General features: G+C 74.5%; 10 protein-coding genes. 7 read left to right on the top strand and 3 right to left on the bottom strand.

Translation table 11 applies throughout. The annotated features are described in order from the left end of the window. Positions 1-333: 333 nt before the first annotated feature. Positions 334-1443 (bottom strand): winged helix DNA-binding domain-containing protein, encoded by a 1110-nt coding sequence (locus KIN34_RS03870; RefSeq protein ID WP_214346929.1) that lies wholly within the window; start codon positions 1441-1443, stop codon positions 334-336. A 192-nt stretch (positions 1444-1635) separates the two neighbouring features. Between KIN34_RS03870 and KIN34_RS03865 the strand changes: the two genes are divergently transcribed. Then, the gene (locus KIN34_RS03865) at positions 1636-2721 is read left to right on the top strand and encodes a fatty acid desaturase family protein (protein ID WP_237689298.1); all 1086 of its coding nucleotides are present in this window, start codon (positions 1636-1638) and stop codon (positions 2719-2721) included. A 193-nt stretch (positions 2722-2914) separates the two neighbouring features. On the opposite strand, the gene KIN34_RS03860 is transcribed toward KIN34_RS03865, so the two are convergent. Beyond that, positions 2915-3118 (bottom strand): cold-shock protein, encoded by a 204-nt coding sequence (locus tag KIN34_RS03860; RefSeq protein ID WP_013882136.1) that lies wholly within the window; start codon positions 3116-3118, stop codon positions 2915-2917. 721 nt (positions 3119-3839) lie between these two features. Between KIN34_RS03860 and KIN34_RS03855 the strand changes: the two genes are divergently transcribed. Together KIN34_RS03855 and KIN34_RS03850 are read left to right on the top strand one after the other, a co-directional pair. After that, entirely contained in the window at positions 3840-6854 is a 3015-nt protein-coding gene (locus KIN34_RS03855; RefSeq protein ID WP_214346926.1) for an esterase-like activity of phytase family protein, read from the top strand. 206 nt (positions 6855-7060) lie between these two features. After that, complete coding sequence (locus tag KIN34_RS03850; RefSeq protein ID WP_307858076.1) at positions 7061-8035, top strand: LacI family DNA-binding transcriptional regulator; 975 nt, start codon at positions 7061-7063, stop codon at positions 8033-8035. A gap of 54 nt (positions 8036-8089) precedes the next feature. Here KIN34_RS03850 and KIN34_RS03845 read toward each other — a convergent pair whose 3' ends face one another. Continuing rightward, complete coding sequence (locus tag KIN34_RS03845; protein WP_214346920.1) at positions 8090-11029, bottom strand: glycosyl hydrolase; 2940 nt, start codon at positions 11027-11029, stop codon at positions 8090-8092. Between the two features lie 244 nt (positions 11030-11273). Between KIN34_RS03845 and KIN34_RS03840 the strand changes: the two genes are divergently transcribed. The 4 genes from KIN34_RS03840 to KIN34_RS03825 all read left to right on the top strand — a co-directional run bounded on the left by KIN34_RS03840 (position 11274) and on the right by KIN34_RS03825 (position 14709). Next, positions 11274-11618: an arsenate reductase/protein-tyrosine-phosphatase family protein gene (locus KIN34_RS03840; protein ID WP_307858075.1), complete on the top strand. Its 345-nt coding sequence runs from the start codon at positions 11274-11276 to the stop codon at positions 11616-11618. 81 nt (positions 11619-11699) lie between these two features. Continuing rightward, complete coding sequence (locus KIN34_RS03835; protein WP_214346917.1) at positions 11700-12872, top strand: pyridoxal phosphate-dependent aminotransferase; 1173 nt, start codon at positions 11700-11702, stop codon at positions 12870-12872. 83 nt (positions 12873-12955) lie between these two features. Beyond that, positions 12956-13435 (top strand): TFIIB-type zinc ribbon-containing protein, encoded by a 480-nt coding sequence (locus KIN34_RS03830; RefSeq protein ID WP_214346914.1) that lies wholly within the window; start codon positions 12956-12958, stop codon positions 13433-13435. A 92-nt stretch (positions 13436-13527) separates the two neighbouring features. Further along, entirely contained in the window at positions 13528-14709 is a 1182-nt protein-coding gene (locus KIN34_RS03825) for a ThiF family adenylyltransferase (protein WP_214346911.1), read from the top strand. The last annotated feature ends 3 nt before the right edge of the window (positions 14710-14712 follow it).

Here is a 14712-nt window from a genome sequence, read left to right as displayed (position 1 = left end):
GCGGCGCGCGGGCGCGGGCGTAGCGTCGGCGGCACACGGAAGGAGGTGGTCCGAGACATGAAGAATCTCAGGACGCGTGAGGTGGCTGTCCGCTAGCCGCCCGAGCACTCGGACGGACTGCGAGGTCCGCCCGCAGGCTCCGCAGGGACCACCGAGTCCCGGCAGGGCGGCGAGCGAATACCGGCAGTCACCGCAGCCCGTGGGAGCCGCGACCTCGTCCTTCGCGGCAGGGCCCCCGACCGGGGGTCCGGCCCACGGGCTGTTCCCTGCCCCGGCACGGGTCGGGACGACGAGGTCGCCGGAACGACGAGGTCGCCGGCACGACGAGGTCGCTCAGCCGAACTCGACGCGGACCTCCTGGCCGACGAAGCGCTCGTGCTCCGCGAACGCCGCGAGCACCGACGCGTGCTCGGCCGCGGTGAGCTCCCGGGCCGGGCGGACCGTCACCTCGACGCGGCCCGGCCGCGTGTACCGGCGCCACCACCCGGCCACCAGCCCGTCGACCAGCAGGACGTGGATCGCGGCGTTGTCCTGCGGCCGGTGCGCGGCCAGGCCGGCGGGGTCCATGAGCGAGCGCGTCGCGGGGAACGAGCCGTGGGCCTCGTCGAACGCCTGCAGGAGGTCGACCACGGGGCCGTCCCCCGTCCCGTTCCCGACGACGTCCCGCGCCGCGCCGCCACCGTCGTCGGACGGCAGCGCGGCGGGGACCCACCACAGCTCCGTGCCCGCGACGTCGAGCCGCTCCACCTCGTCGTCCAGCGCCGCCAGCGCGCGGCGCACCTGGGTGAGGGTGAGGCTCGCCCACCACGCGAGGTCCCGCACGCCTGCGGGACCGTGCCCGACGAGGAAGCGCCGGACCAGCTCGACGAGCGCCTCGTCTCCCGTGAGGTCGCGGCCCGCGGGCGCGCGCTCCTCGGCCAGCGCGTAGGTCTGGTGGACGCCCTGCGCGCGCCCGCTGACGAGCACGCCCTCGAGCTCCGCGTGCATCACGGCGAGCGTCCACCACATCGCCGAGCGCTCGGTGCCGAGCGCCTCCCGCAGCCCCTCGCGCGTGAGGTGGCCGCGGGCCCCGACCGCCGCGGCGAGCAGGGAGTCCGTGCGGCGCAGCGCGTCGGCGTCCAGGCCCTCGCGCCGGCACGCGGTCACGGACGCCTGGTGGACGCGGGGCGACGTGGCGCGCAGGACCCAGCGCAGGTCCTCGGGCGCCAGCAGGTGCCACGTGGGCCGCAGCGCGTGCGTGCGGAGCACCGCGCCCTCGTCGAGCAGCCGGCGTACCTCCTCGTCGTCGCCCGTGCTCCGCTGGGCCAGGGACCACCGCGCGACCGGCAGCTCCTGCGCCTGCACCGCGAGGAGCTCCCGCACCACCTGTGCCGGCCCCTCGGCGCGCCCTCCCCGCAGGTGCTGCGCTCGCAGGCGGTGGCGGACGACGTCGGCGGGCTGCACGCCTCCGACCCTAGGGTGCGACTCCCACACAACTCCCCCCTACCACGCCCTGCCGTCCCGGCGGACCGCGGGGTACTGTGGCGGAGCGATCGGCGACCCGCCTTTGGCAGACGACAGCCCCGCGCCGGTGCGTGGGCCTCGACCGGGCAGGTACTCATCGCTTCTTCCTCCGTCTCCCCGTCCGGGACCGCACTGCGTGAAGGCTTCCGCCCCACGGTCCCGCGCGACGGCTCCTCCTTCCCGCACCTGACCCACGCGTACACGCAGGTCGCCGCCGTGGTCCGGGACCGCGGGCTGCTGCGCCGCGCGTACGGGTTCTACGGGGGTGTCGGGGCCGTGATCCTCGCCGGCTTCGCCGGTGCGCTCGCGGGCTTCATCCTGCTGGGCCACTCGTGGTTCCAGCTCCTGATCGCCGGCGCGCTGGGCATCCTGCTCACGCAGACCGCGTTCATCACGCACGAGGCCGCGCACAAGCAGGTGCTCGCGGGCGGCCCGGCGAACGACCGGCTCGCCCGGATCCTGGCCTGCGGCGTCGTCGGCGTGAGCCTGTCCTGGTGGAACACCAAGCACAACCGGCACCACGCCAACCCCAACAAGATGGGGAAGGACCCGGACATCGACATGGACACCATCTCCTTCGTCGAGGAGGACGCGGTGTCCGCGACCGGTCTGCGCGCGCTCATCACGCGCCGGCAGGGCTGGCTGTTCTTCCCGCTCCTCACGCTCGAGGGCCTCAACCTGCACCGCCTGGGCCTGCAGCACCTGCTGGGCCGCGGCGAGGTCAAGGGCCGGGCGACCGAGCTGACGCTCATCGCGGTGCGGTTCCTGGCGTTCTGGGTCCCGGTGTTCTGGTTCCTGCCGATCGGCATGGCGTTCGCGTTCGTGGGCGTGCAGCTCGCGGTGTTCGGCGTCTACATGGGCGCCTCGTTCGCGCCCAACCACAAGGGCATGCCGGTGATCGCGCGGGACGCCAAGCTCGACTTCTTCTCCAAGCAGGTCCGCACCTCCCGCAACGTCGCGGGCGGCTGGTGGGCCACGTCCCTCATGGGCGGCCTGAACTACCAGGTGGAGCACCACCTGTTCCCGAGCATGCCGCGCCCGCACCTCGCCAAGGCGCGCCTGCTGGTGCGCGAGCAGTGCCGCACGCTCGACGTCCCCTACACGGAGACCAGCCTGTTCCGGTCCTACGCGATCGTCGTCCGGTACCTGAACGAGGTCGGCCTCGCGGCGCGCGACCCGTTCGAGTGCCACGTCGTGTCCCGGTTCCGCCGGGTCTGACGGCCACGACCACACCCAGGAGCCCCCGGGCGGACCTCACGGTCCGGCCGGGGGCTCCTGCGGTTCGTGCCGGAGCCGCGCGCTGCGGCACGGCTCCGGGGACGACGAAGGGGGCCGTGCTCACGCACAGCCCCCCTCGAGGATTGACCACCGGTCGCCGCGCCTGACGGCTAGGCGACCGGTGGACGCGTCGTCACAGCGGGCGGATGTTCTCCGCCTGCGGGCCCTTGGGGCCGCTCGCGACGTCGAACTCGACCTGCTGGTTCTCCTCGAGGGTACGGAACCCGCTCGTCGCGATCGCGCTGTAGTGCGCGAACACGTCGGCCGAGCCGTCGGACGGGGCGATGAAGCCGTAGCCCTTCTCAGCGTTGAACCACTTGACGGTGCCGGTGGCCATGATGTCTTCTCTCGTTCGAGGGGCGCAGTCGCGGCCGCGACTGCGCTCGCCGCGCCTGGGAGGGCGCGGACGGTTGTGGGCGCGGGCTCGGCGAGCTCGCGGGGTGGGCCGGGTCGCCCGGGCGGCGACGGGGTCGAGCAGCGCGGTGGCTGCGGCCCAGGTCGCGGCGATGCCGACGTGCCGCGTGAAGCGGTCGCTGACGTGGAGGCCGTCCGACGTCCGCAGGGCGAGGCCCGCGTACTCGTCGTCGACGGTGGCGACCCAGAGGTCCTCGTCGGCCTGGCGCCAGCGGGGCGTCGCGTGCCGGGGACCTGTCGGGGACAGGGGGTCAAGACTGGTGAAGAAGATGGTGACTACTCTCGCTCCCCGCAGCTCTCGCGGAGAGGTGGATCGGTGACGACGGGTGCCGTCCTGGCTCGCGGTCCTGCTTCGATGCCTGACCGAAGAGCGCAGCGGGGCAGCCCCGCGACATGAACGCAGCCCTCAGCGTACACGGCGAAGCCCCGCAGCGGGAGTGCCCACGTGCAGGTCACGTGCAGGTCACGGCCGCGGACGGGCCCGTGGGGCGGTGAGCGGGCGGGGACCGGGCAGGGCGCGGACGCGATGCGGGCGGCGGCGTGCGTACTCGTCGGGTACCCGCCGCAGGACGTTCACCTGCGGTTCGACGAGCCGTCACCGGCTGCCAGGACGCTTCGGTCGACCCCCGTACCGAGGAGATCCGATGCTGCCTGCACGCCCCCGCCGTGCGCTTCCCCGACCGGCCGCCGTCACGGCGTCCGCCGTCGTCGCCGCTCTCGCCGTCACCGCGCTGACCTGCGCGCCCGCCACCGCGGCGTCCGCCGTCGTCGCCGCTCTCGCCGTCACCGCGCTGACCTGCGCGCCCGCCACCGCGGCGTCCCCCGCCGCCCCCGGGTGGTCGGACGCCGGCTGGACCGGCCCGGCCGCCGAGGCGACGTTCCACCGGCTGTCGACCTACCCCGTCTACCTCAACCGTCCGGCCGGCACGGACGCCGCCGCCGAGACCGTCGCGGAGATCTCCGCGGTGTCCGAGGACGGGAAGACGTTCGTCCACACCGACGCGCTCGCGCGGCGCATCGGGTTCGTCGACATCACGGACCCGGCGAAGCCGGTGGGCCGGGGCACCCTCGACCTCGCGGCGGACCTGGGCGTGGGTGCCCACGCCGAGCCGACGTCGGTCGCGGTGGTCGGCGGCTACGTGCTCGTCGTCGTCGACACCTCGGAGTCGTTCACCGCTCCGTCGGGCGTGCTCGTCGTCGTCGACCTCGAGACGCACGCCGTGGTCCGCACCCTCGACCTGGGCGGCCAGCCCGACTCGATCGCGCTCACGCCGGACAAGAAGCACGCCGCGATCGCGATCGAGAACCAGCGCGACGAGGACGCGACCCCGGAGGGCGCCGACGAGGGCGACCTGCCGCAGCTCCCGGGCGGCTCGCTGGTGCTCGTCGACCTGCCCGACGCCACCGCACCCGCGGGCTGGGCGCTGCGGCCGGTCGCGTTCACCGACGGTGACCAGGCGCTGCCGGCGTTCGTCGCGGCCGGGATCGACACCCCGCAGGACCCGGAGCCCGAGTACGTGGCGATCGACCCCACGGGCTCGACGGTCGCGGTGACGCTGCAGGAGAACAACGGGATCGTGCTGGTCGACGTCGCGTCCGGCGAGATCGACCGGGTGTTCACGGCGGGCACCGCGTCGGTCTCCGGGATCGACACCACGAAGGACGGCGTGATCGACCAGTCCGGTGCGATCACCGACGTGCCGCGCGAGCCCGACGCGATCGGCTGGCTCGACGCCACCCACGTCGCCACCGCGAACGAGGGCGACTGGAAGGGCGGCACGCGCGGCTGGTCGGTGTTCGACACGACCACGGGCGAGGTCGTGTGGGACGCCGGCGCGTCGCTCGAGCGGCTGGCCGTGCGCACGGGCCTGCACACCGAGGACCGCGCCGCCAAGAAGGGCGTCGAGATCGAGGGCCTCGCGGTCGCGACCATGGACGGCACGCCGTACGCGTTCGTCGGCTCCGAGCGGTCCAACTTCGTCGCGGTGTACGACGTGTCCGACCCGGCCCAGCCGGTGTTCTCGCAGGTCCTCGCGACCACGAACGGCCCCGAGGGCATCCTGCCGGTGCCGGGCCGCGACCTGCTGCTGGTCTCGTCGGAGACGGACGAGGCGGGCGCCGGCGTCCGGTCGGCCGTGAGCGTCTACGGGCTCGGCGAGGCGTACGCCGACGAGGCGGGGTCCCCGGCCTTCCCGTCGGTGGTCTCCGCCGACGCGGGCGGTGCGCCGATCGGCTGGGGCGCGCTCGGCGCGCTCGCGGCCGACCCGCGCGACGACCAGCGCCTGTGGTCCGCGACCGACGCGGCCTACAAGGACACCCGCCTGCTGTCGATCGACGTCGGCACCAGCCCTGCGGTCATCGACCGGCAGCTGCGCGTGACCCAGGGCGGCGTGGGCGTCACGCTCGACGTCGAGGGCGTGGCGACGCGCGCGTCCGGCGGCTTCTGGCTCGGCGTCGAGGGTGCCACGGGCGCGGCGAACGAGATCGTCCGGACCAACGCGTACGGCGCGATCGTCGAGAGGGTGGGTCTGCCGTCCGACGTGGCCGCCGGCCTGTCGAAGTGGGGCGTCGAGGGCGTCACCACGGTCGTCGACGACGAGGGCGAGCACGTGTGGGTCGCGCTGCAGCGCGGGCTGACGAGCGACCCGGGCGGGCTCGGCGGCACGGCCCGCCTGGGCCGGTACGACGTCGCCGACGGCTCGTGGACCTGGTTCGCGTACCCGCTGTCGACGACGAGCGTCGCGGGCGACTGGATCGGCCTGTCCGAGGTCGTGGCCGTCGACGACGACACGCTCGCGGTCATCGAGCGCGACAAGCTCAACGGCGAGGACGCCGCGGTCAAGCGGGTCTACACGGTGCAGGTCCCGGCCGAGGACCCCGCCGAGGGCACGGTCGGCGCACTGACCAAGACCCTGGCGCGCGACGTGCTGCCGGACCTGCGCGCGACCGCCGGCTGGACGCAGGAGAAGCTCGAGGGCCTCACCGTCGCGGGCGACGGCACGGTGTGGGCGATCACGGACAACGACGGTGTCGCGGACGCGACGGGCGAGACGGTCCTGCTCGACCTGGGCTCGCGCACGTCGGTGTTCGGCAAGGTGTCGACCACGACGAGCGCGAGCGTCACGGCCACCACCTACGGGCGCGCGGCCAGGGTCGACGTGACCGTGACCGGCGCCGGGCAGGCGCCGACCGGCCGGGTCCAGGTGCGCGAGGGGTCGAAGGTGCTCGGCACGGGCACGCTGCTGGTCTCGGGTGACCGCGGCACCGCCAGGGTGACGCTGCCGTCCACGCTCGCCGTGGGCACGCACCGCCTCACCGCGGTGTACGCGGGCACCTCGACGCTGGCGGGCTCGTCGTCGTCGCCGGTCCTCAAGGTCACCCGGGCGACGCCCACGGTGAGCCTCGGCGCCTCGGCCTGGACCGTGAAGAAGGGGGCGCGGCCCACGCTCGTCGTCGTGGTGTCCGGCCCGGGGGCGAAGCCGGCCGGGACCGTGACCGTCAAGGTGGGGTCCACGAAGGTCGCCACCAAGAAGCTGTCCGGCGGCCGCGTGGTCCTGACGCTCCCGCCGGTCACGCGCACGGCCAAGGTGACGGTCCGCTACGCGGGCTCGACGTCCTACGTCCCGGTCACCGCCAGCCGCACCCTGACGGTGCGCTGACCCGTCCCGCCTCGAGCGCGGGAGACAGGTCCCGAGCGCCCCGGTCCCGCACCGGCGCTCGCGACCCGTCTCCCGCGCTCGTCGTCCCGGCCCGTACCCGCTCGTCGTCCAGTGCCGTCCCGTTCGTCGTTCCGGCCCTGCGACCGGGGCCGCGCACTAGGGTGGGCGAGCAGCAGGGACAGGGCGAGGAGGCAACGGTGCCGCGGGTGACCAGTGCGGACGTCGCACGGGAGAGCGGGGTCTCGCGCACCACGGTGAGCTACGTGCTCAACGCGAAGTCGGGCGTCGTGATCACCGAGGCCACCCGCCAGCGCGTCCTCGACGCCGCCGCCCGCATGGGCTACACGCCGTCGGCCGCCGCACGCGCGCTGCGGTCCGGGCGCAGCGACCTGGTGCTCTGCGTGCTGCCGGACTGGACGTTCGGCCCGGTGATCGACCGGCTGATCGACCACGTCACCACCGCGCTGGCCGAGCACGGGCTGTCGGTGCTGGTGCACAGCGGCCGCGGGACGCAGTCGCTGCAGGAGCTGTGGCGGGCCGTGACGCCGTGCGTCGTGCTGGGCCTCGCGCCGTTCGCCGACGCGGACCGGGAGGCCTTGCGCCGCGCGGGCATCCCGGTGGTGGGCGCCGCGCTCGACGAGGACCCGCACCCCGACGTGTTCGCCGTGCCGCAGATCAGCATCGGCCGCCTGCAGGTCGAGCACCTGGCCGACCGCGGCCACCGCGTGCTCGCCTACGCGGCGCCCGCGGACCCGCGGCTGTCCGCGTTCGCCGACCGGCGGCTCGCGGGGGTGCGGCTCGAGTGCGAGCGGCGGGGGCTGCCGGAGCCCCGGGTCGCGGCCGTCGACCTGGCGGTCGAGGACGCCGCGCGCGCCGTGCGGCAGTGGCGCACCGGCGAGCCGGTGACGGCCGTCGCGGCGTACAACGACGAGGTCGCGCTCGCCGTCCTGGCCGGGGCGCGGGCCATGGGGCTGCGCGTGCCCGACGACGTCGCGGTCATCGGCGTCGACGACATCCCCGCCGCCCGGCTCGCCGCCCCCGCGCTCACCACCGTGTGGCAGGCCATCGACGCGCAGGCGGACCACCTGGTGGCGTCGGTGCGGGCGGCGCTCGACGCCACGCTGCCCCTGCCCGCGCGCACCGACGACGTGTTCCACGTCGTCGCGCGCGAGTCGACCTGACGAGGCGCCCCGCCGGGGAGCGATCCGGCGGGACGCCTCGAGGTCGCTACCGGGTCACTGGAACGTGAACCAGTTGAGGTTGACGAAGTCCGCCGGCTGACCGGACTGGAACGTCAGGTACACCGTGTGGGTGCCGGTGGTCCCCGTGATGTTCGCGGGGACCGTGCGCCACGTCTGCCAGCCACCCGTGCTGCCGATCGCGAACGAGCCGATCGGGGCGGACGTCAGGCTGTCCAGCCGCACCTGGACCAGGCCGCTGACCCCGCCCGCGGCCCCCGACGCCACGCGTGCCGAGAACTGCGTGCGCGGCGTGCTGCCGAACCGGACCCCGTCGAACCGCAGGTGGTCGCCGTCGGCGATCCAGCCCACGTTCGCGCCGCCGTCCACGTCCTCCGTCGCCTGCGTCGCGACACCCGCGGCGCCGCTGAACGACTCCGCCTGGATGCGGCTGGTCGCGTCCACCCCGGTCGTCGGGCCGGTGGGGTTGGGCGTGGGCGTGGGCGTCGGGGTGGGGGTGGGCGTCGGGGTGGGCGTAGGCGTCGGCGTAGGCGTCGGGGTCGGCGTCGGGTCCGGGTCCGGGGTGCCGCCGCCTCCCGCCGAGCTCGCGACCGACCGGGCCGGGACGCTGAGCGTCTTCCCGTCCGAGAACCGCACGGTCACGGCCGACGAGCCCATGTTGGCGGCCTGGTACGTCCGGACCCCGTTCTTGACGAACACCGCGTGCAGCGGGGTGTTCGCGGTGACCGAGCGGTCGACCGTCCCGAGCCCGGACAGGTTCTTCAGCCAGTAGAACGTGTGCGCCCGGGACTCGCCCTCCTCGACGGTGTACGACGAGGCCTGCGACCGGAACTGCGCCAGCGCCGTCGGGGCGTCCGCCAGGGCCTGGAACTCCCAGATGATGTCCTTCCACACCGTCGCGGGCCCGCCGTTGTTGCGTTCCAGCTCGGCGAGGTTGCGCGTGATGTACGCCGGGTCGTAGCCGAGGTACAGGTGGCCGGCCGTGGAGGGCAGCAGGTTGATGCCCTGGATCATCTCCGGGTCGGCGCTGAACCAGGTCGAGTACGCACCGCCGTCGCCCCACACCATGCCGACCGTCGAGTGGCCGAACGCGGCGGGGAACGCCTCGTCGTCGGTGTCGAACCAGTAGTTCTCGATGGCCGACGCCTGCGTCGTGTACAGGTAGATGCCCAGGTCGCGGATGGTCTTGTCGCCGGTGGCCTGGCCCCACTGGATCAGCCCGCTGGCGAAGTTCATGCCCTCGGACGACGACTCCTGGTTGTTGCCTGCCCCGAACGCGCCGTGACCGGCGGCCCAGTCGTGGCCGGCGTAGATGTCGAAGTCGCGCAGGAACGGGAATCGGGTGTCGGTACGGTCCCAGTTCGCGGCGTCCTTGATGACCGTGTCGACCATGCCGCCGTACGCGGAGTCCGCGGCCCACGACGGGTCGAACTGCGCGACCGTCGCCGCGCCCACCACGTAGTACCCGTAGTGGAAGTGGTGGTCGTTGAGGTCGGTGTCCGAGCCGTAGGACGCCGGGTAGCCGATGAGCGTGCCCCACGCCTTGTTGTAGAAGAAGGCGCGCTGCGTCTCCCCGGGTGAGGCGGTCATCCAGTCCGTGAGCCGCGTCTTCACCGAGGCCAGGAGCTTGTCCCGGGCGGTGGTGTTGCCGGTGGCGTTCGCGATCTGGATGACCTGGGTGGCGCGGCCGATCGCCTTGCCGGTCCAGTAGGTGTCCTCGCCGAAGCCCGCGAACGGGTCGGTGGCCGCGACGTCGTTCACGTAGCCGTTCAGCTGGTTCGCGTCCGACGAGCCCGCCGGGAAGCCGGTGCTCGCGAGCTGCGGCAGGACGCCGTTGAACGGGGTCACGGTCTTGAAGCTCGTCGCGCCGATGGCGACCTTCATGGGCCCGCGCGGGGACACGTACGAGTACGCGCTGAGCGTGGTCCCGGACAGGTGGTCGCGCTGGTGCGGGTAGAGCGCGAACACCGTGCCCGTCGCCGACCCCTGCTTGGCCGTGGTCGTGAACGCGTACGTCGCGGTGAGCCGGGCGCTCGCCTCGTCGTACGACCACGAGACCTTGGTACCCGTCACGTGGTTGTGCGCGTACGGGAGGTAGGCGTTCAACGCCGCGACGCGCGCGGCGTCGGTGGTGGCGGTGGGCAGCACGGCGACGGAGAAGTAGGAGCCGCCGTTCAGCGACGACGAGATGGTCGTCCCCGACGTGCTCCACGACGAGCCCGTCGGGCCGAACGCGGCGTAGTCGTGCCCGTTGACCGTGAAGCCGACCGCCCCGTTCGCGGTGCTCCACACGCGGGGCGTGCCCGTGGTGGTGAGCGTCGCGTTGCCGCCCGTCTTCGTCGCGTAGACGAAGGGCAGGCCGTGGCCGAACGTGGTGCGCAGGCTGCTCGAGCCGTTGCTCCACAGCTCGCTCACGGTCCAGTCCGAGTAGCCGTCGACCTTGCCGTCCGCGGTCAGGCCCGCGATGCCGAGCCGGAAGTCCTCGGCGTAGGAGTAGTGGTACTCGCCGACGCCGGTCGCGGTGCCGGAGATCGTCGGGGTGGTCGGGTAGCTGACGCCGAGGCCGTTGGTGAACGCGTGGAACGCCAGCGGGTGCGCCATGAGGTTCTCGGAGATCGACGCGCAGTCGAACTTGCGCCAGAGCAGCGACGTCCACCAGTCGTTCGTCGGGATCGCGCCCGCCGGGAAGCTGCTGGTGACGTGCGCGCGCGGGTCGGTGACCGGGCGGTTGTCGCACTCGGTCGGCACGGCGCCGCCGGCGGGCGTGCCCTCCGCGTAGCTGCCGGCGCCCACGCCGACCGCGTCCGCGCGCGGCGTGGGCAGCAGCACGGCCTGCACCAGGTACAGCACCAGCGCGCCGAGCACGACGAGCGCCACCAGGGCCCGGCGGTCGAGGCGGTGGCCGTCGTGCGGCCCGGTTCCTGCGGGCCGGGGCGACGTCGGCCCGGTCCGCGCGAGCTCTGCGTGAGCAGACATGCGGTTCATCTCCGTCTCTCAGGGGGGACGGGTGCGCGACGCGGGTCGTCGGTGACGCTCGTCGGGCACCGGGGGTACGGCACGGAGGCCGACGTCGGGGTGGTGTCGGCCGGCCGTGCCGGTGCTGCCGGCGGCCCGGCAGGCCGCCCCACGCCGGCCGGTGTCACGGCCCTCGACGCTGAGGGGATTATCCGTTGACTCGTGTCACCGAGGCGTCTGCCCAGCGTGCTGCCCGTTTCACCCGGTGTCAACTCGAACGGGGCCCGGCGGGTCCGCGCACGGGCACCGCGCGCACCGGATCACCGCGTCGGAGCTCGCCGCGCGGGACCTGGTGCTGCCGATGACGGCGCAGCACGCCCGCGCGCTGCGCCGGCTCGCGGCCGGGTCGCCCGACGCCGCGGTCGACACGGTGGTGCTGCTGCGCCGGTTCGACCCCGCCGCGCCCGTCGTGGCACCCGGCGAGCCCGAGCACGTGCTCGACATCGACGACCCCTGGTACGGCGGCATGCGCGACTTCGAGCAGGCCCTGGCACAGATCGAGGCGGCCGCCGACGGGGTGGTGGCCCACATCCGCACCCGCTTGCCCTGACCCCGGCCTGACCCCGGCTTGACCCGGACAGACTCTCCCGAGCACCCGCCGCGCGTCGGCGCCGCCGGGCAGGATGGGGGGATGAAGGTCGCCGCTCGCGCGCACGTGCCGCCGTTCGCCGTCATGGAGATCCTCGCCGCGGCCAACGCCCGCCGCGCGGCGGGGGAGCGCGTGCTGAACCTGTGCGCCGGGGAGCCCGCGACGGGGGCGTCGGAGGCGGTGCGCCGGCGGGCGGCCGAGCTGCTGACGAGCGGGGACCTGGGCTACACCGAGGCGCTCGGGGCGCCCCGCCTGCGGGCGGCGATCGCCGCGCACTACCGCGAGTGGTACGGCGTCGAGGTGGACCCCGCGCGCGTCGCGGTCACCACGGGCTCGTCGGGCGGGTTCGTGCTCACGTTCCTCGCCGCCTTCGACGTGGGCGACCGGGTCGCGCTCGCCCGCCCCGGCTACCCCGCCTACACCAACATCCTCGCGGCGCTCGGGTGCGAGGTCGTCGAGCTCGCGGCCGGTCCGGGCACGCGGTTCCAGCCGACCGTCGCGATGCTCGAGGAGGCGCACGCCGCGGCGCCGCTCGAGGGGCTCGTCGTCGCGTCGCCCGCGAACCCGACGGGCACGATGATCGACGCCGCCGAGCTCGCCGCGCTCGCGGACTGGTGCGGTGCGCACGGCGTCCGGCTGGTCAGCGACGAGATCTACCACGGCATCACGTACACGGCGGCGGAGGTGGCGACGGCCGCGCGCTACCTCGGCTCGGGCGCCGTCGTCGTCAACTCGTTCTCCAAGTACTGGGCCATGACCGGCTGGCGGCTCGGCTGGCTGGTGCTGCCGGAGGACCTGGCCGGGCCCGTGGACGCGCTCGCCGGCAACGTGGCGCTCTGCCCGCCGGCGCTGGCGCAGCACGCGGGGCTCGCCGCGTTCTCGTCGGAGGGCATGGCCGCCGCGCGGGAGAACGTCGAGCGCTACGCGGCCGCCCGCGCGCTCCTGCTCGAGCGGCTCCCGGAGCTCGGCTGGACCGACGTCGCCCCCGCCGACGGCGCGTTCTACCTCTACGGGGACGTGTCCGCGTCCGGGCTCGACTCCGTGACGTGGTGCGCCCGGCTGCTGGACGAGGCCGGCGTCGCGCTCACGCCCGGCACCGACTTCGACCCCGTCGACGGGCACCGGTACGTGCGGCTGTCCTTCGCGTCGTCGGTCGAGGTGGTGGCCGAGGCGGTCGACCGTGTGGTCGCCTGGCAGCGCACGCTGCGGCCCTGAGCCGTCCGACGAGGCCGCGGGCACCTCCCGTCGTCGTCGTTCGTTCGGTCAGGGACACCGATCCCCGAGCCGGAGGACCGCTCATGAAGTGCCCCGTCGACCAGGTCGACCTCGTGATGTCCGAGCGTCAGGGCGTCGAGATCGACTACTGCCCCACGTGCCGCGGGATCTGGCTGGACCGTGGCGAGCTGGACAAGATCCTCGACCGCGCGGCGGCGATGGCCCCCGCCACCGAGCCGGGCGTGCCGGGCGCTCCCGCCGTTCCCGCCGTTCCCGCAGCTCCCGCCCCCGCGCCCGCCCCGGCGTACGGGACGCCGCCCGCCGACGTCCGGCCGGACACCCGCACGGCCTACCCGGACCCCCGCTACGCGGACCCGCGCCCGGGGTACGACCGGTACGACGAGCGCTCCTCCGACCGCCGCTACGACGAGCGCTCGCGGGACTCGTCGTACGACCCGCGCCAGGCCGACCCGAGGTACGGCGACCCGAGGTACGGCGACCCGCGCTACCGCCGCAAGAAGAAGCGCGAGTCCTGGCTGGGCGACCTCCTCGACTTCGACTGACCCCTCATCTCCCGCCGACCACGCCATCCCTCCGGCTCCGGGGCCGCCAAGCGCGAGCGATGGCGTTCTCGCGGACGTCGTAGGTTGGGGGGATGGGGACCGCACCGCTCGTCGAGGCCGTCGGGGAGCTGAGCGACGAGCAGGTGGCCCGCGGCGCGCGGCACCTGCTGCTCCCGGGCATCGGGCTGCTGGGGCAGCGGCGGCTGCGGGCCGCGCGCGTGTGCGTGCTCGGTGCCGGCGGTCTGGGTGCGCCGGTGCTGCAGTACCTCGCGGCCGCGGGCGTCGGCACGATCGGGATCGTCGACGACGACGAGGTGGACCTGTCCAACCTCCAGCGCCAGGTGGTCCACGGCTCGTCGGACGTGGGCCGGCTCAAGGTGGACTCGGCCCGGGACGCGGTGCTCGAGCTGGACCCGAGCATCGTCGTCGTCACCCACGCCACGCGTCTGACCGGCGAGAACGTGCGGGAGCTGCTGACGGACTACGACGTCGTGGTGGACGGCACCGACAACTTCCCGACCCGCTACCTGGTCTCCGACGCGGCGGCGGAGCTCGGCATCCCGGTGGTGTGGGGGTCGGTGCTGCGGTTCGACGCGCAGGTGAGCGTGTTCTGGTCCGCCGCGCCGGGCGGCGGGGTCACGCTGCGGGACCTGTTCCCGCGCGAGCCCGGGCCGGACGAGGTGCCGTCGTGCGCCGAGGCCGGCGTGCTCGGGGCGCTGTGCGGGCAGGTCGGCTCGGTCATGGCGACCGAGGTGGTGAAGCTGGTCTGCGGCGTGGGCGAGCCGCTGCTCGGCCGCGTGCTGGTGCTCGACGCGCTGCGCGCCCGCTGGTCCGAGATCCCCCTGCACCCGGCCTCGTCGCACAGTCGGCCCCGTCAGCACTCACCGAGTGCGGGTCGAGCCGGCGCGGGCGCGCCGAGCCCGCGCGGTGGTGCCCGAGGCGCCGCACCGGCCACCGCCGGTATCCCGCAGGTGACCGCCGACGAGCTGGCCGCGCGCCTGACCGACCCCGACGACCTCGTCGTGCTGGTGGACGTCCGCGAGCCGCACGAGATCGCGGCCGCCGCCATCCCCGGCTCGGTCGCGGTGCCGCTCGCGTCGATCCTGGACGGGTCGGCGCTGCGCACCGGGCCGCTGAGCGGCCTCGTCGGACCGGTGGTGGTGCACTGCCACACGGGCGGGCGTTCGCAGGCGGCGGCCGAGGTGCTGCGCGCGGCGGGCGTGGACGCCGCGAACCTGACGGGCGGCATCGTCGCCTGGTCCGCCCGCCCGTGAAGC

Origin of the sequence: Cellulomonas fulva, assembly GCF_018531375.1 — a bacterium.
GTDB classification, from domain to species: Bacteria; Actinomycetota; Actinomycetes; order Actinomycetales; family Cellulomonadaceae; genus Cellulomonas; species Cellulomonas fulva.
The sequence above is the reverse complement of the archived record's forward strand: the minus strand, read 5'-3'. Positions and strand labels throughout refer to the sequence as shown.